This window comes from Occallatibacter sp., from assembly GCF_049802275.1.
Lineage (GTDB): Bacteria > Acidobacteriota > Terriglobia > Terriglobales > Acidobacteriaceae > Telmatobacter.
In genome coordinates this window covers 1-16,758 of the sequence record NZ_JBARMD010000539.1, presented here as the reverse complement: position 1 = coordinate 16,758, position 16,758 = coordinate 1, and the positions used below count along the sequence as shown (strand labels likewise).

At 59.0% G+C, this 16,758-nt stretch carries 14 protein-coding genes; 5 read left to right on the top strand and 9 right to left on the bottom strand.

From position 1 onward, the window contains the following. The 4 genes from WA354_RS18625 to WA354_RS18610 form a co-directional block, all read right to left on the bottom strand. On the bottom strand, positions 1 to 347 hold a 347-nt coding region (locus tag WA354_RS18625), incomplete at its 3' end, for an aminoacyl-tRNA deacylase (RefSeq protein ID WP_472814522.1). Then, positions 344 to 1,027, bottom strand: a complete 684-nt coding sequence (locus WA354_RS18620; RefSeq protein WP_472814521.1) for an ABC transporter ATP-binding protein — start codon at positions 1,025 to 1,027, stop codon at positions 344 to 346. The genes WA354_RS18625 and WA354_RS18620, both read right to left, overlap by 4 nt. Positions 1,028 to 1,031: 4 nt before the next feature. Then, positions 1,032 to 1,574 (bottom strand): cytochrome c maturation protein CcmE, encoded by a 543-nt coding sequence (locus tag WA354_RS18615; RefSeq protein ID WP_472814520.1) that lies wholly within the window; start codon positions 1,572 to 1,574, stop codon positions 1,032 to 1,034. A gap of 123 nt (positions 1,575 to 1,697) precedes the next feature. Further along, positions 1,698 to 3,848 (bottom strand): M28 family metallopeptidase, encoded by a 2,151-nt coding sequence (locus tag WA354_RS18610; protein WP_472814519.1) that lies wholly within the window; start codon positions 3,846 to 3,848, stop codon positions 1,698 to 1,700. A 29-nt stretch (positions 3,849 to 3,877) separates the two neighbouring features. Here WA354_RS18610 and WA354_RS18605 point away from each other — a divergent pair, with 29 nt between their 5' ends. Then, positions 3,878 to 5,266: an MFS transporter gene (locus WA354_RS18605; RefSeq protein ID WP_472814518.1), complete on the top strand. Its 1,389-nt coding sequence runs from the start codon at positions 3,878 to 3,880 to the stop codon at positions 5,264 to 5,266. A gap of 12 nt (positions 5,267 to 5,278) precedes the next feature. Here WA354_RS18605 and mscL read toward each other — a convergent pair whose 3' ends face one another. The 3 genes from mscL to mtnA all read right to left on the bottom strand — a co-directional run bounded on the left by mscL (position 5,279) and on the right by mtnA (position 7,231). Continuing rightward, positions 5,279 to 5,671, bottom strand: a complete 393-nt coding sequence (mscL, locus tag WA354_RS18600; RefSeq protein ID WP_472814517.1) for a large conductance mechanosensitive channel protein MscL — start codon at positions 5,669 to 5,671, stop codon at positions 5,279 to 5,281. A gap of 159 nt (positions 5,672 to 5,830) precedes the next feature. Next, entirely contained in the window at positions 5,831 to 6,070 is a 240-nt protein-coding gene (locus WA354_RS18595; protein WP_472814516.1) for a permease, read from the bottom strand. Between the two features lie 111 nt (positions 6,071 to 6,181). Continuing rightward, positions 6,182 to 7,231: an S-methyl-5-thioribose-1-phosphate isomerase gene (mtnA, locus tag WA354_RS18590; protein ID WP_472814515.1), complete on the bottom strand. Its 1,050-nt coding sequence runs from the start codon at positions 7,229 to 7,231 to the stop codon at positions 6,182 to 6,184. Between the two features lie 205 nt (positions 7,232 to 7,436). Between mtnA and WA354_RS18585 the strand changes: the two genes are divergently transcribed. The 4 genes from WA354_RS18585 (at position 7,437) to WA354_RS18570 (ending at position 13,764) form a co-directional block, all read left to right on the top strand. Continuing rightward, complete coding sequence (locus WA354_RS18585; RefSeq protein WP_472814514.1) at positions 7,437 to 9,266, top strand: sodium:solute symporter family protein; 1,830 nt, start codon at positions 7,437 to 7,439, stop codon at positions 9,264 to 9,266. Between the two features lie 15 nt (positions 9,267 to 9,281). Then, on the top strand, positions 9,282 to 9,539 hold the full coding sequence (locus WA354_RS18580) for a hypothetical protein (RefSeq protein ID WP_472814513.1): 258 nt from the start codon (positions 9,282 to 9,284) through the stop codon (positions 9,537 to 9,539). Between the two features lie 193 nt (positions 9,540 to 9,732). After that, the gene (locus WA354_RS18575) at positions 9,733 to 12,198 is read left to right on the top strand and encodes a protein kinase domain-containing protein (RefSeq protein WP_472814512.1); all 2,466 of its coding nucleotides are present in this window, start codon (positions 9,733 to 9,735) and stop codon (positions 12,196 to 12,198) included. 117 nt (positions 12,199 to 12,315) lie between these two features. Next, the gene (locus WA354_RS18570; RefSeq protein ID WP_472814511.1) at positions 12,316 to 13,764 is read left to right on the top strand and encodes a glycoside hydrolase family 125 protein; all 1,449 of its coding nucleotides are present in this window, start codon (positions 12,316 to 12,318) and stop codon (positions 13,762 to 13,764) included. Positions 13,765 to 13,827: 63 nt separating this feature from the next. On the opposite strand, the gene WA354_RS18565 is transcribed toward WA354_RS18570, so the two are convergent. Further along, complete coding sequence (locus tag WA354_RS18565) at positions 13,828 to 16,077, bottom strand: beta-glucosidase (RefSeq protein ID WP_472814510.1); 2,250 nt, start codon at positions 16,075 to 16,077, stop codon at positions 13,828 to 13,830. Between the two features lie 91 nt (positions 16,078 to 16,168). Next, on the bottom strand, positions 16,169 to 16,758 hold a 590-nt coding region (locus tag WA354_RS18560), incomplete at its 5' end, for a malic enzyme-like NAD(P)-binding protein (RefSeq protein ID WP_472814509.1).

The following is a 16,758-nucleotide window of genomic DNA, read 5'->3' as shown; positions in this document are numbered from 1 at the left end:
TCATCGATGTAGACCGGGAAGACCTTCCTCGAACCAAAGAGGGTGACGCCGCCGCGAATGTACCCGGTAAGTGGCTGCACATCTTTGAGCGGAGCCATCTCGGCTTTGCGCAACCCTGCGGCGCTGGCGAGCTTTTTGAAGTCGAGTTCGGCGTCGCCAGGCACAACGGCGAATCGGTAAATGTTGGGCCCACCGGTCACGAGCAAGGTTTTGAAGACCTGCTCTGGCGGCATGCCGATCTTTCTGGCAACCGTGATCGCCGACAGATCGTCAGGGTCGACCTCGTATTCGCGAAGTTCGAATGGGATGGCGAGAGATTCGAGAAAGCGTGCGCCGTTGGTCTTCATAATGTCGGCTTCCCCGGGGCAAAGTCGGCGACGCGTCCGGCCTGCAGACGGAGGACCCAGTCAGCGATTGGCGCAGCGTGTTCGCGCTGGTGCGTGGTGATCACGATGGTGCGGTTTTTCTGCCGGAACCCGGCGAGCAATTCAACCATCTGGTGGGTCGACTCGATGTCCATGTTAGAGAAGGGCTCATCGAGCAGCAGCAATTCCGGCACAGGCATCAGGACGCGAGCAAGCGATGTACGTTGGCGCATGCCCTGCGAGTACTGGCCGAGCGTGCGATTGAGTTCGGGATCGAGGCCCACCTGGCGCAACGCTTCAGCAGGATGGAGGCATTCGCGGCCGGGATAGAGGCTGGCGAAGTAGCGCAGGTTTTCCTGGCCCGTGAACTCGTCATAGAGCATGGGCGCGTGGCTCATGTAGCCGATGCGATCGCGGGTATCGTGGGGTTCTTCGCCGCCAAATACCGTGACTTTGCCGCCAGTTGGCCGCAAAAGACCGGCCAGGATGCGCAAAAGCGTCGACTTTCCGGCGCCGTTTTCGCCGATCAGCACATAGCATTTGCCCGGCTCGAGATCGACTGAGACCTGGCGCAGTGCAGCAAACGAACCAAAGAGCTTAGAAACGTTTTCGAGGTGAGCGCAAAGGGTAGAGCTGGTGGCCTCCGGGGCTTGCGCTGTCATGGAATCAGTTCGTGGCGATTCCAGCGAGGGCGCTGCCCGGTTGGGGTGCAGGGGCTGAATTGGCGCGCGGGTTCGTGCTGGCGGGAGCCTGTTTGGCCGGCATGGCGCCAGGCTGGCCATTTGGCGTTGCGGGGGCATATTTGCTGGCGCATTTGGCCTGAAGTGCGGTGGCGTGGAAGACGCCGTCGCGTCCAATGGTGCCTTCGGCGAGTGCCTGGGAATCGTCCTTGAACGTATCCGGCGGCGGCTCGGAGCCTTTGTAAATCACAGTCAGTTTCTTGCCGTTGGCAGCCTTGGGCGAGTGGCTTTCAAACTCATTCAGGACAAACGTAACGTGCGGTCCGCTCTGCTCGATTGAGCCGGGCTGAACGAAGCCTTCCACACGGAGATTGCTCCTGTAGGCTTTTTCGCCCATATTGCCAAGCTCGGCAACCGTAACGTAATAGCTCTTGCTGGAGCCGTAACCGGTAAACGCCAGCCAGCCGATGGTGCCGAGGATGATGGCGACCGCGATACCGATCCTTACCGAATTGGAAGACTTCGTCATAACTTGAGTTTAACGATACGGGTACCGATGGAGCGGGTCAATGGTTCTAACCAACATGCGTGATTTAGATCACAAATTTGCCCGAGATTTCGCCGCTACTTAAAAGACGCCTCACAGCACCGTTTAGTGAGCGCTTTCAAGGGTTTGCGTCGCCCTTTCGAGGCACTGTGCCAACACGGTGAGTTGCGCCGACGCCCGGGCGGGATCCTTGGCCTCGATGGCTTCGTTTACGCCAGGGATAACGACCGCTGCATAGCCGGTGTATTCGCCCGGGGCGTAAATGGTGTGCTTATACCAGGGACGGTTGGGCAGACCCGCCGGTGAGAGCAAAGCCGTTTCAGTTGCGCGCAGGGCAGCGTTGAACTGAGCGACATTGGCGGGCGGGTTTAATTGCAATTGATGTGCGTGGTCGGCGGCAGTGGCAAAGTGCGTGGCGACAGCCAGAGCCGGCACAAAATCGATGCCGGTCAGCCCGTCGTCACTTGCCTTGCGCTTGGCTGCCTCGATGTAGGCTTTCACTTCGCGAGCATAGGCCGGGTAATCGTAAGGCAGCACATCGGTGTCGGCCATGCGGACCGCTTCGAGGCCGAGCACGCGCGCCATCTGCTGCAGGTAGACGAAGTGCGGATCGGCGTTCATGACGAACCATGCGTAGTTATCGAAGACGGAGTGATAGACGCCGTACGGTCCGCTCGATCCGATGTCGGTCGACGGCACTCCGATGTGTTGCAAGAACGGCGTGAAGTCCGAGCCGGAGCCGAGATCGCTTACATGCACCTCGGCGCCAGGCTGTGCGGGGGCATTGCTGGCGCGGTGCTCGTTTCCGTGGCGATTGGCAAGCCACTCGTCATAAACGGTATCGCCCATCGGGCTGGCCACCGACTTGGAGATGTCGCGCATGAAATTCTTGAGCGAGGGAACGGCGGACGCTGAAAAGTCCGGCCCGGCAACCGCCACGTCGACGTTGAAATAGGCAACCGCGTTGGTTAGTTGTTGCGCGTGCTGCTCTACCCACTCGGTCGAGCCGATCAGGCCTTCTTCTTCAGCATCCCAACTGCAAAAGAGGATCGAGCGCTTCGGCTTCCAGCCTTCACGGATGAGTGCGCCCACACCGTGAACGGCTTCGAGCATGCTGGCGGTGCCACTGTTGGGGTCGACGGCGCCGTAGACCCACGCGTCGCGATGATTGCCGACGACGACCCAATTTTCGGGATCCTCCGTGCCTTTGATCTTGCCGATTACGTCCCAGATGGTTCGACGCTGGTAGTCCTGTTGCGATACAAGGTGCACACGCACACCGCCGGGGCCGAGGTGATAGCGGAAGGGAAGCGCGCCTTGCCAGCCTTGCGGCACGCCGGGGCCTTTCATTGCCTGCAGAATTGGCGCAGCGTCCCGATAGCTGAGCGGGATGGAGATGATGTGCGGCTGGTTGCCCTCAGGATTCACGCGGGCCGAATCCGGCAGTTCGGGAAGCGAGGGGATGCCGGGAGTCTCGGGATCGCCCGGGTACTTGAAGAGGTATTGCACGGATCCGCGCTGCACGCCCGTGTCGGGGCGCCAGGGACCGTTGGGGTAGGGATCGCCCTTGTAGTAGCCATCATCCTGCGGATCGGAGTAGATGATGACGCCGATAGCGCCGCGCTGCTCCGCGATATATACCTTCACGCCGCGGAAGTTCGCACCGTAACGGACGATTACGATTTTGCCGTGCAGGTCAATCTTCTGTTTCGCGAGTTCGTCGAAGTCTTCAAGGCGTCCGTAGTTCGCGTAAACCGCTTCGGCGGTCACGTCGCCGGAGCCGGAGGAGCCGTTGAACGGCATGACAACGCGCGGGTCCATATCGAAGGGGTCGCCCTCGACGTGTTCGCGTGTTGGACCTGACATGAGTTGCTTCCCGGACGGATCGAACGCCTCAACCTTGACGGCCTTAGGCTGATTCATCAACACGCGATAAGGGACGATCGCGGTGTCGAGCCCGGCGGCGCGGAATTTCTCCGCGACGTATTCGGCGGTCTTGTAGTCTTCGGGGCTCGAGGCAATGTGCGGCTCGGCCGTCAGGGTCTTCAGGTGTTCTCCGGCAAGCTTCGCATTGGGCACGGCGAGGAACTTGTCCTCGATGCCTGCCTCTTTGCTGAAGTCTCGATAGCCGAAGACTTGCTTCGGAGCGGCTGGCGCGGTCGCAGCTGTCGAAATCTGCGCCATGCTGTGCTGAATTTGGAAGGCGAAAACAGCAACCACAAGAAAGGGGGCAACCAGAAGCCTTCGAATCATCATCAGGCGAAAACCTTTGAGGTGCAAAAGTGGTGAATAAACAGAAGCCGAAGCGCTCTGATATGCGTCTTCGGCGCATTTTTCACAGCTTACACTATGGATTGGAGACTCCCCCTCTGCGAACCGGTCCCAAACTGAATGAAGAAAACCTCGCCGCCGCTTCTGATGAGCCCGCGGCGATCGTGCAGGAACTGCCGCCACCGGAGACCGCGGATCTGCCGCAGTTCATTCGAGCATTGCGGAATCCGAATTTCCGCCTCTTCTGGGCCGGCAACTTCACCTCCAACATCGGCACGTGGATGCAGAACGTGGCGCAGGGCTGGCTGGTTCTCACGCTGACCAATTCGGCATTCTGGCTGGGCGTCGTGGGTTTTGCGGGATCGATTCCATTTCTCTTCGTTACGCTCTTTGGCGGCGTCATTGCCGACCGCGTGAATAAACGCCGCCTGCTGCTTGTGACGCAGAGCATCATGATGCTGCTGGCGTTTCTGCTGGCGGGCCTCACGTATTTTCACGCCATCGGAGTCTGGGGCGTGGCCGCGATTGCCTTCGGCAATGGTGTGGCCATGGCCATGAATGCGCCGAGCTACCAGGCGCTGGTGCCAAAGCTGGTGAAACGCGAAGATCTCACCAACGCCATCGCGCTAAACTCCGCACAGTTCAACATGTCGCGCATCCTGGGGCCAACACTCGGCGGGTATGCCATGGTCTTGTTCGGTATGGCCGGCAACTTCCTTCTCAATGGCGTCAGCTTCCTTGCAGTGCTGTGGGCACTGGTGCACATCGATTACCCCGAGGAGAAGTTCGGTCGCCACCAGAGCATGTGGGACAGTCTGCAGGGCGGATTTGCCTACCTGCGCAGCAATCGTCAGATGTACGTCATGATCTGGATGACGGCGTTCGCAAGCTTCTTTGGATTCCCATTCATTACCTTCATTCCGTACTTTGCGAAGGTGCAACTTCATGCCGGTGAGAGCGGGCTGGGATGGCTGCTGGCGTGCTCGGGATTGGGATCAGTGCTCGGCGCGATGACGATCGCCATCTCCGGGGTGATTCGTCACAGAGGGCGTGTGCTGACCGGCTGCGGAGTCGTATTTTTCGCAGCCATTATCGGCTTCAGCTACTCCCATGTCTTCGGCCTTTCGCAGATCCTGGCATTCTTCGAAGGCTTTACGGGAATCCTGATGATCTCATGCTTCAACGTGTCGATCCAGCACCTGTCGAGTGACGCGATGCGCGGCCGCATGATGAGCATCTACGCGACCAGTTTCCTCGGCTTGCCGCCGATCGGCGCGCTAGTGGCCGGGGAACTCTCGCGTCATATCGACACAGGGCACGCGCTGGCGATGATGGCCAGCGTTGCGCTGCTGTCGTTTATCGGGTTCTTCGCGTTTTCGCAGCCGCTGCGCGAACTGGACTAGGCTGACTGGGGATCAGGCAACCGGTTGGGTACAATGCGCGCAACGCTTCGCAGCGGCAGGGATGTCGCTGAGGCATTGCGGGCATGGCTTCGTTGCCGGGGGCGCATCGGGTACGGGTTTGTGGAAGCGAGCCATCAACGCGTTGGCCGGGACCACGATGAAGAAGTAGACAGCCACTGCGACTAGCAGGAATGCGATCACGGCATTCAGGAAGTTGCCGATCATGATGTGGTCCACTTGGATGGCGCTGAAGTCTGGCTTGCTCACAAGATTGCCGATGATCGGAGTGAATACATCCTTGACGAGAGAGGTTACAACCGTTCCGAATGCGCCGCCGATGATGACGCCCACAGCCAGATCGAGGACGTTGCCGCGGAGAACAAAATCACGAAATCCCTTCAGCATGCCTGCCTCCTGAAAGTCGGTGTGCACAAGCGACTGGACGGCGTACTGGTCTGGAATGAGAGCGTTCCAACCAACGGCGTCGCGTCGCTGCGCGTTTGCCTATCTTACACAGCCTCGCGGAAAAAGGCATGTGATATCAAGACGCTAAATAAATGCGGTCTACAGGGGATAAGCAACCAGGAAAACGATCAGCGTGAGGATCATGAGATCGGAGTACAGCAGGAGCAGTACGCCCGCGTGGTAGAGGCTCCACTTGCCGCGCAGGCAGCGGCCGGTCTCCGCCATGCCCCATGCAGCGGCAAGCAGAGATGCAAACTGCCATGGCGATCCGTGCAGCTTTTCGATGTGCGGAAACCCCGCCAGCAGCAGGCTCGCGATGAATGCGCTGAGTGAGAGCACAATTCCACGTACGAGAGATTTTTGTCGCAATCGGAAGATGGATAGGCGGGAAGACACAACTTCTACAACTCTAGACCGTTACGGCAGTCGCGTATTCCGAAACTGCGTCGGCTACCTTGCGACCAGGTCCATTTCTTTCAGAGACTCGGCATAAGGCGCACGCAGCACGCCGCGCTCAGTGATGATGGCCGTGACGTACTTTGCCGGTGTCACGTCGAATGCGGGATTGCAGATGCCGACCCCATGCGGCGTAAGCTGCTTGCCGCCGTGATGCGTCACTTCCTTTGCAGAGCGCTCTTCGATTGGAATCGCCTCGCCTGTCGCAGTAGCTGTGTCGATCGTGGACCACGGTGCGGCGCAATAAAACGGAATCCCGTGTTCCTTCGCGAGAATGGCGACGTTGTACGTGCCAATCTTGTTGGCGAAATCCCCGTTTGCGGCGATGCGATCGGCACCCACGACTACGGCCTTGATTTTTCCAGCGCGCATCAAGCTGGCTGCCATGTTGTCGCAGATCACCGTCGTCGGAATACCGTCGGCCATCAGTTCCCATGCCGTGAGCCGAGCGCCTTGCAAAAACGGGCGTGTCTCGTCGGCATAAACGTGGATGCGCTTGCCGTGTTCGACGGCAGAGCGGATGACGCCGAGCGCCGTGCCGTAGCCGCAAGTAGCCAACGCGCCGGCGTTGCAGTGGGTCAGAACGCCGCCCTCCTCCGGAAGCAATGCTCCGCCGAAGGAGCCCATCGTTTTACACGCTGCAATGTCTTCCTCGTACATGGCGTGGGATTCGGCAAGCAGCTTGTCCTGTACCTGTTTCATGGTAGCGCCTGCAGAAAGCAGAGCCGCGAAGTGGCGCTTCATGCGGTCGATGGCCCAGAACAGATTCACGGCGGTGGGACGCGTGCCAGCAAGACGCGCGCAGATCTTTTCGAATTCGGGTGCAAACTCCTGCGCGGTTTTCGCGTGGCTGCGGAGTGCACCGAGGGCGACGCCGTAGGCGGCTGATACTCCGATTGCCGGCGCACCGCGCACGACCATGGTGACGATAACATCGGCTACCTGTTCGTAATCGGTGGCAAGCACATAGCTTTCCTCGAGAGGAAGCTTTGTTTGATCGATAAATCGGACGCCTTCCGGGGTCCAGGCAAGGGTAGGAATCATGCTCTCTTAGTTTAACTTGTTACTCCTCCAAAAAGCAGAGCAGCATGCGATTCTGAAAAGGTTTTCATTTTACGCTGGACGAGTCGAACCTCCCGTCAGTAGAGTGGTTTGCGTATCATCGAACCAAGTCGTCGACGCGGTGCGAAATCGGAGCTGCTTCTACCGCGAGTGTGCGCAAACGCCGTAGTAAATCAGGGGAGCCGTCTTGCAACTTACCATTGTCGATTGGCTGATCATGCTGCTGTATTTCGTGTTTGTGCTGGGCATCGGCTTTGCCCTCAAGCGCTACATGAAAACCAGCAAGGACTTCTTCCAGGCCGGGCGTGCGCTGCCGGCATGGATCTGCGGTCTCGCCTTCATCAGCGCCAATCTTGGCGCTCAGGAAGTCATTGGAATGGGCGCCTCAGGCGCCAAGTACGGCCTGGAGACAGCGCAATTCTACGGAATCGGCGCCATACCCGCCATGGTCTTCGTCGGCATCTTCATGATGCCTTTTTATTACGGCTCAAAGGCACGCTCGGTGCCGGAGTTTCTGCGCCTTCGCTTTGACGAAAAGACGCGCGCTTTGAACGCGTGCTCGTTTGCTGTAATGACTGTGTTCAGTTCGGGCATTTCGATGTACGCCATGGCGCGGCTGATCCAGGCGCTGCATGTTTTTGACGGATTGTTCCACATGCTTGGGTGGGCTCCCGAAGGTATCTTCACATTCTCAATCGTGATGTCGGCTGTGATCGTGCTGCTGTACATATTTCTTGGCGGACTCACGAGCGCCATCTACAACGAGGTGCTGCAATTCTTCCTGATCATCGCGGGCTTTTTGCCGCTGGTGCTGCTGGGCCTGAAGAATGTTGGTGGGTGGAGTGGATTGAGGACAGCTGTTTCCGCCGTCGATCCGCGCATGATGCACGAGTGGAAAGGCGTAATGCACTCGAGCACCAACCCGATGGGCATCGAAATTATCGGCATCGGGATGGGCCTGGGATTTGTGCTCGGCTCCGGCTACTGGTGCACCGATTTCCTGGTGATCCAGACGGCGATGGCCTCAAAGAACATGGAGTCCGCACGTCGCGTCCCCTTGATCGCCGCGGTTCCAAAAATGGTGTTTCCGTTTTTGGTTATTCTGCCCGGATTGATCGCGATCTCGCTGGCCACGCCGAAGACCACCACCACGGTACGCGAGGACCATGGCGTCATCTACCACACGACGAATGTTGTTTCGAAACAAGTGGAAGAGGGCAGGGGACTGGTGCCGGCAAAAATCAACCCGGTGACCGGCAAAGCGATGTTCGACGCTAGCGGGAAGCCCCTGCTCGACTACGACATGGCCACGCCCAATATGTTGCTGCATTATTTTCCGACTGGCATTCTCGGGCTCGGATTGACCGCGCTGCTGGCCAGCTTCATGAGCGGCATGGCGGGCAACGTGACGGCGTTCAACACCGTGTTCACCTACGACCTCTATCAGTCCTACATCCACAAGGGCGGCAGCGACCGTCACTATATGGCGGTGGGACGATGGGCCACTGTCGGGGGGATTCTGCTCTCGATTGCGACGGCCTACGCGGCCATCAACTTCAACAACATCATGGACACGCTCCAGCTCGTCTTCAGCTTTGTGAATGCGCCACTGTTCGCGACGTTCCTGCTAGGCATGTTCTGGAAGCGCACCACAGGCCACGCAGCATTTACCGGGCTGATATCGGGAACCGTGGCTGCCATGCTGCATCACGGGCTTACGCTGCCCATCGAGGCACACCCTGGCATCCACGGCGGCTGGATCACTGTGGTGCACCATTACCCAAGTGACATGGCGCAGAATTTCTGGGGCGCGATCTTCGCCTTCGGCACTAACTTCATCATCACTGTGATCGTGAGTTTGTTTACAAAGCCGCGGCCTGAGTCTGAACTTGTGGGCCTTGTGCATTCGCTTACGCCCAAGCCGCCGCGCGCGCACGATCGCTGGTGGAAGAGCCCGGAGGCCCTGGGCGTCGCGGTTCTGCTGGGCGCCGTTGCATTGAATATTTTCTTTGCCTGAGAGGAAGGGAGCACCATGAATCTCGATTTGCGCATTCCGATGGGACTGATGTTTACCTTCACCGGCGCCATCATGACGACGTGGGGAATTAAGACCAACGGCAATGTTGAGCTCTACGCTAAGAGCCTCGGCATCAACGCGAATCTCTGGTGGGGCCTGGTGCTTCTGGTGTTCGGGCTGATAATGTTCCTGCTCGGCCAACGCAGCCAGCGCCGCCTCGCCAAAGAGCTGCCACCGCCGGCAGAAGAAGGCGAAATCCGGCGAGGACATTGAGGCAGGGAACAGAGATTAGGGAACAGGGATTAGCGAAATACCAGGTGCCCCATCCTTGCGCAGCAAGGGTGGGAAAGCAACGAACCATCACTTGCTGTTTTTGGCTTTATCAATCAACTTACTTCGGAGCGCCCAGCCCCTCACCGGAAATTGATACAGTCCTCACGACGCTGCAACTACACTGAAAGCAGCGATGAAACGCAAGATCATTGAGCACTATGAGATTATTCGCCGCCTCGGCGCAGGAGGCAGCGGTGTTGTGTACCTTGCGAACGACACGCTGTTGCAGCGTCCCGTGGTACTCAAGATTCTGCGTACCGGTCTGCTCTCGGCGCAGCAGTTGCGCACTACGGTGCTCCGCGAAGCGCGTCTCGCCTCTGCGATTGAGCACCCGAATGTCTGCGCCATCTACGAGGTTGGTGAGGCTGGCGACGAAGGCTACATCGTCATGCAGTATGTGCCGGGCCAGTCGCTCGATCAACTCATCTCGCGAGGTCCAGCCACTCCGCAGCTCCTGCTCTCGGTGGGAATCCAGATCGCCGACGGGCTCCAGGCGGCGCACTCGCTGGGCATCTTCCATCGCGACCTGAAACCCCAGAACGTGATGCTCACTGACGGTGGCCTGGTAAAGATTCTTGACTTCGGCCTGGCACGTCGCCTGCGGCCTGAAGATGCCAGCTTCGATCCATCCAAGCCTGCTCTTTCCAGGGACGCATCGGTTGCCGCGACGTACACCGCTCGCGGCGGCACCATCCGGTACATGGCTCCGGAGCAGTTTGTGACCGGCCAATCGAGCGTTCAATCCGACGTGTGGGCGCTTGGCGTGATTCTGTACGAACTTGCCAGCGGCCGCCATCCGTTTTCGCGGCCGGATGGGGAAGACTTCCAGACGATCCGCGCTATTCAGTTTTCCGATCCCGTCGATCTTAGCGAGATCGTCCCCGATATCTCGATTGAACTGAAAAGCGTAATCGCGACCTGCCTCGAGAAGACTCCCGCTACCCGCTATGCCTCTGCTGCCGAGGTGCGCGAGGCGTTGAAGACCATCATGAAAGCGCTGCAAATTGAGACAGGAGCGATACCGGGCGAGGCCGCGGCGAACCTGCCGACGACAGAGGCCGAAGCGGAGAAGCGCGCGACCGGATTTCTCTCGATGCTGGCGGAGCGGTTTCGCGAGTCTGCAGTAAATGGTGCGCAGCAGAATTCGCTGGTGGTGCTTCCGTTCGCGAATCTTGGTGCAACCGAGGTTGCGCCGCTCTATGGCTACGCGCTTGCCGATGCCATCGCCGCACGCCTCGCGCGCATTCCCGCTCTGGTGGTCAGGCCGTCGAGCGCGCTGATGTCGTTGCCCCTTGCGCAGATGGATCCGCTCTCCGTCGGGCAGCGTCTGCTGGTATCTTTTGTGCTGGCCGGAAATTTTTTCCGCTCAGAAAACGGATTCGACCTTAACTGGCAGTTGCTCGACATCGGCTCGCAAAGTGTGCGCTCCGGCGGAGCCATTCGCGTGGCATCCCTTGATCTGATCGCTGTGCAGTCAGAGATTTCAAATGAAGTTTTTGCGGCGCTGCATGGACTGGGCGCCGCCGATCAGATGGATGCGCCCCGCGGCGCGCTCCGCGATGGCTCGCTACCCGGCCCGGTGAGTGAAGAGTATCTGCAGGCGCGCGCGCTACTCAGTTCCTTCATGGTGCGTACTGGTTCCAAGGCCGATCTGGACAAGGCCCACGCGCTCTTCACGAGCGTCACCACGAAGGATCCGGAGTTTGCGTCAGGATGGAGCGGGCTAGGCATTGCCGAGTTGCAATATGTGCGGCACGGATTTGGCGGCCAGATTCACGTGATGACCGCGCGGCGCGCTTTCGACGAGGCGCTTAAGCTGGATCCTGCGGCAACGGAGGCGAATCTTTACCGCATTTACATGCTGCTTTCGCGCGGCGAGAAGGAATCGGCGCGTCACGGCATTGCGAACCTGCTCGCGGACGCTGCCAACGATTGGAACGTCCACATGGTGGCCGGTATCGCATTGCGCGGCGACGGCATGTACGACGAAGCGCTGTTGCAGTTCAACCGTGCTCTCAAGTTGAACCCCGCCAACGCGGCAATCCTTTACAACCATCGCGCGCGCGTCTACCAATACCAGAATCAGCTGGAACTTGCCGGCGACGAGCTCGAGAAGGGTCTCGCGCTCGAACCGCGCCATCCACTTCTGCGCACATCATCCGGCTACCAGCAAATGCGTGTCGGCAACCTCGAAGAGGCTATCAAGATTCTCGAAGGCGTTATTCGCGATGATGCATCGCTCCGCATTGCCGTGCCCACACTGGCTATGTGCTACGTGCAGGTGGGGGAACGAGCCCATGCCGCCGCGCTGCTCAAAGATGAAACTCTCGCCGCAGCCGAAGCCGACAGCGAGATGGCTTACCGTCTCGCAACCTACTTCGCCGTTGAGGGTGATTCAAGCGAGGCGCTGCACTGGCTGCGGCGAGCGATCTATCTGGGTAATGAGAACTATTCGTGGTTCCAGAAAAACCCGGCGTGGAATAATCTGCGGACCAATGCGGACTTTGAACGCATCCTCGAAGACTTGAAGAAGGCATCCCGCCGCAATCAGAAAACCTGGAAACGCCTGCTCGAACAGGTCCCGCCCGATGCGGAGTAACCTGCATGCTTCTTGAACACGCAAGCGAGCCCGCATAAAGAACGGTGATACCTCGAGCGCCGTACATCAGCCGTATGATGAAGGACGAATTCAAAATCTCTTTGCAGTGGGTTGTGAATGAACTCCAATATCAGCGTGTCCCGTCGCGACTTCCTCGGGGGCGCCGCCGGATTCGTCGCCTCGGCGGCAGTTTGGCCGGGTAATGCCTTCGCACAAACCGGCTTCGTCTCCAAACGTCCCGCGCCATCGGCGCGAAGATTTCGCAGTAAGGCCGTCGACGGCGCCATCGAGTCCATCTCTGCCAGAATGAGCGATCCTGAACTGGCATGGCTCTTTTCTAACTGCCTGCCTAACACTCTCGACACCACCGTCACATTCACCAATGGCCCTTCCGGCCCTGACACCGTCGTGGTCACCGGCGACATCCCTGCCATGTGGCTACGCGATTCTTCTGCGCAGGTTTGGCCGTACCTGCCTTTCGTCGCTGCTGATTCCGAACTTGCGCAACTTATCGGAGGCGTCATTCGGCGGCAGACACGCTGCATTCTCACCGATCCTTATGCGAATGCCTTCATGCCTGACCTTGCCAGTCGCGAGCCACTCCCGTGGAGCAAGACCGACCACACCGAGATGAAACCCGGCGTGGGCGAGCGCAAGTGGGAGGTCGACTCGCTCTGCTACCCCGTACGTCTCGCACATCAATACTGGCGCACCACCCACGACACGAAGCCGTTCGGCGCAGAGTGGGTGCGTGCGATGCATGCCATCCTTGAAACCTTCAAGGCACAACAGCGCAAAGCCTCGCGCGGGCCCTATCACTTTCAACGCGAGGCCTTTTCGCCGTACGACACCCTGAGTGGGGATGGTTACGGCAATCCCGCGCGGCCCGTCGGCCTCATCTACTCAGGCTTCCGCCCGTCGGATGACGCTTGCATATACCCGCTAAACATCCCCGGCAACTTCTTTGCCGTGATTACACTGCAACGTATCGAAGAGATGCTCACCGAGATTGCGCATGACAGCGCTGCCGCAAGTGAGGCCAGTCGCCTCCGTTCTGAGATCAAGGCAGCATTGGATGCGCACGCGCGCGTGCATCATCCGACGGCCGGCGAAATCTGGGCCTACGAAATCGACGCATTCGGCAACGCGATATGCATGGATGACGCCAACGTGCCCAGCCTGCTTGCCCTGCCCTATCTCGGTTCTTGTTCCGAGACCGATCCTATGTATCTCGCCACGCGACGATTCGTGTTGAGCGAGGCGAATCCCTATTTCTTTCGGGGCTCAGCAGCCGAGGGAATCGGCGGCCCGCATATCGGCCAGGACATGATCTGGCCCATGGCCATCATCATGCGCGCGCTCACCACCGACGATGAGAAGGAGCAGTTGCAGTGCATCAAGTGGCTCAAGACCACACATGCCGGAACCGGCTTCATGCACGAGAGCTTCAACAAGAACGATCCTGCGAATTTCACGCGAGCGTGGTTCGCCTGGGCCAACACTCTCTTCGGCGAACTCATTCTCAAACTCGACAAGACCAATCCAAAGCTGCTTGAGAAAGCCTGAGCGAAAAAGAACCGGCGGATTTGCTGATTCGCAAACCCGCCGGCTCGCATCATTTCATTTCTCTTACTTAAGGTTCACCGTGGCCTTCAGCGGCAAGCTGACTGACGAACCGCCAACCATGATGGTGTAATCGCCTGGAAGCAGCGACCAGTCATTCTTCTGCTCATCGAAGATCGACAGGTATTTCGGATCGATCTCCACCGTGACGTTCTGCTTCTCTCCCGGATTCAACTTGACCTTCGCGAAACCGACCAGGCGTTTGGGCGGCTCTTGTGCGGCGGCCGGCAATGCAGCGTAGATTTCTGCAATTTCCGATCCTTCGCGCGAGCCCGCGTTGGCCAATGTGAATGTGACCTTGACCTTATCCCCCCGTGTCACCTGCAGGCCGGAGTAGCGATAGGTCGTATACGAAAGGCCGTAGCCGAACGGGAACAGGGGCGTCTTGTTTTCCGCGTCGTACCACTTGTAGCCGACCTTCACGCCTTCGTCGTACGTCACCTGGAATGGCGGAAGTCCCATCGCCCATTTCTCAGGCGTCGCGGCTCCATCAAAGTGCGAAGATTCGGGCGGCGGCATGGTGATCGTGGGATGCGGGAGATCGGCTTCACTCTTCGGGAAGGTGTTGGGCAGTTTGCCGCTTGGGTTCACCGTACCAAACAGAACGTTGCCCACCGCGTTGGCGCCATCGCTCCCGGCAAACCACGCTTCAAGAATTGCTGCAGGCTTGTCAACCCACGGCATCGTCACAGGATTGCCTGTCTCGAGCACGACGATAGTATGCGGATTGGCGGCAGCCACTGCCGAAATAATTGCATCCTGATCGTGAGGAAGGGTCAGGCTCTTCAGGTCCATTCCCTCGCTGGACCACATGTAGGCAAACACAATGGCGACATCGGCGCCCTTGGCCGCAGCAGCGGCTGCAACTGGATCGGTGCCCGGATCGTACTTTACCGTAGCTTGGGGCGCACGCGCCTGGATCGCCTTCAGCGGCGAAGTCGGGAACCAGATCTCTTCCATCCAGTGAGTCGCGCCCTGTCCTGCAGGCTTGATGGCGTTTCCGCCGATCGGATCGACCTGTGCCGAACCGCCACCGGAGATCATACCCACGTCTGAATGTGATCCAATCAACGCGATGGTCTTCAACTTTGCGGCATTTAACGGCAACACTGCCTTCTCATTTTTGAGGAGAACGATGCCGCCTTCTTCAATCTTGCGCGCTGTCTCGAACCCTGCGAAGGGGTCGATAACGCTGCGCTGCCGAGGATGATCGACGGCGCCTACAGCAAACATCGATCGGAGGATGCGACGTACGTGGTCGTCGAGCTCGCTCTGTGGAATCTTGCCTGCGTCGAGAGCATCCTTGAAGCGCTTCTCGTAAAAGAACCTGCCCGGCTGCTCGTTATCCAGACCGGCGGCAGATGCCTTCACGTCGCTGTGCGTGCCGCCCCAGTCAGACAGTACGAAGCCGGGGAACTTCCAATCCTTCTTCAGCACATCGTTCAACAGCCATTCGTTCTCGCACGCGAAGTCGCCATTCACGCGGTTATAAGAGCACATCACCGCTGCCGGCTTGCCTTGTTCCACGCCAATCTCAAATGCAAGCAGATCGCTTTCACGCGCCGCGCGCTTGCTGATGGTGATGTTGACGGAGTTGCGGCCGCTCTCCTGATCGTTGAGCGCATAGTGCTTGATGTCGCCAATCACGTTGGCCGACTGCGTTCCCTCGATCAGCCGCGCCACGAGCGTTCCGGCGAGCACCGGGTCTTCGCCAAGATACTCAAATGTGCGTCCATTGCGCGGATCGCGCGTCAGATTCACGCCTCCACCGAGCGACATGTTGAATCCCTGCGCTCGCAGCTCGCGCCCAATCAATGCGCCATACTCATAAGCCGCGTTGGTATCCCAGCTTGCGGCTGCGGCAACGTTGGCGGGCAGTGCCGTTGAATAGCGTCCATTTACTCCGCTCGAGCGCACTCCGTAGGCCGCATCGCTCATGTCTATGCCAGGGATGCCGAGTCGCGGAACGCCAACCGCGTATCCCACACCGCGATTCGATGCAGCATTTTCCGGCGTTACTGCGTCGTCCGTTGGCATGCCCACGCCATGAAGAAGAGCGATCTTTTCGTCGACCGTCATCTCCTTTAGCACGAGGTCGGCCCGCTCATCAGGCGAGAGGCTTGAATTCATCCACGGGCCGGTCGGGTGGGGCTTGGGTTGCGGGCGCTGCGCAAGGCTCGGCATCGCCGTGCACGCAAAACACAAGAGCAACATTGCCGGAATTCTGATCCCGGAACACACAGGAGTCTGATTCATTAATTCCCTCGTTGATAAAACGTTTATCTTGGCCGTCCCCCATACTATCAACAAACGGGCAAGACACGCGTTTTTCTACAGGGCGAGGAGTCTAAATCAGGTCGGTTGCGCGGCCTCCGTGTTCGACACGCTCGTAGGGAACATAAACGGGATTCCACATGTACGCGCGAATCCGGTCGGGGAGGGAAGCGGCATCACCGATGGCCGCAACGCCCTCGGTGAGCGCCTGGCGCGCCACGGCTTCCGAAACCGCCAATGCTACCTTGCGTGACTCTGCGATCGGCGGTAGCAGCGGCAGGCTCTTGTCTTCGCGTGAAGGGGATAGCCCAGCAAGCGCCTTGGCTGCCGCCATGATCATGCCGTCTGTCACGCGCCGCGCACGCGAGACAAGGATTCCAAGCGCAAGGCCCGGAAAGATGAACGAGTTGTTTACCTGAGAAATTCGCACAGGCTGGCCGTCAATTTCTACCGGTGGAAACGGGCTGCCCGTACCCACCAGTGCATGGCCCTCTGTCCACCGCAACAGATCAGCAGGAGTGGCCTCGGCCTGGGAAGTCGGATTCGAGAGCGGAAAGATGATTGGCCTGTCTGTGTGCCGCGCCATCTCGCGCACAATCTCTTCGCTGAACGCTCCCGGTTGAGCTGACACGCCAGCCATCACCGTCACTTTTGCGTTGCGCA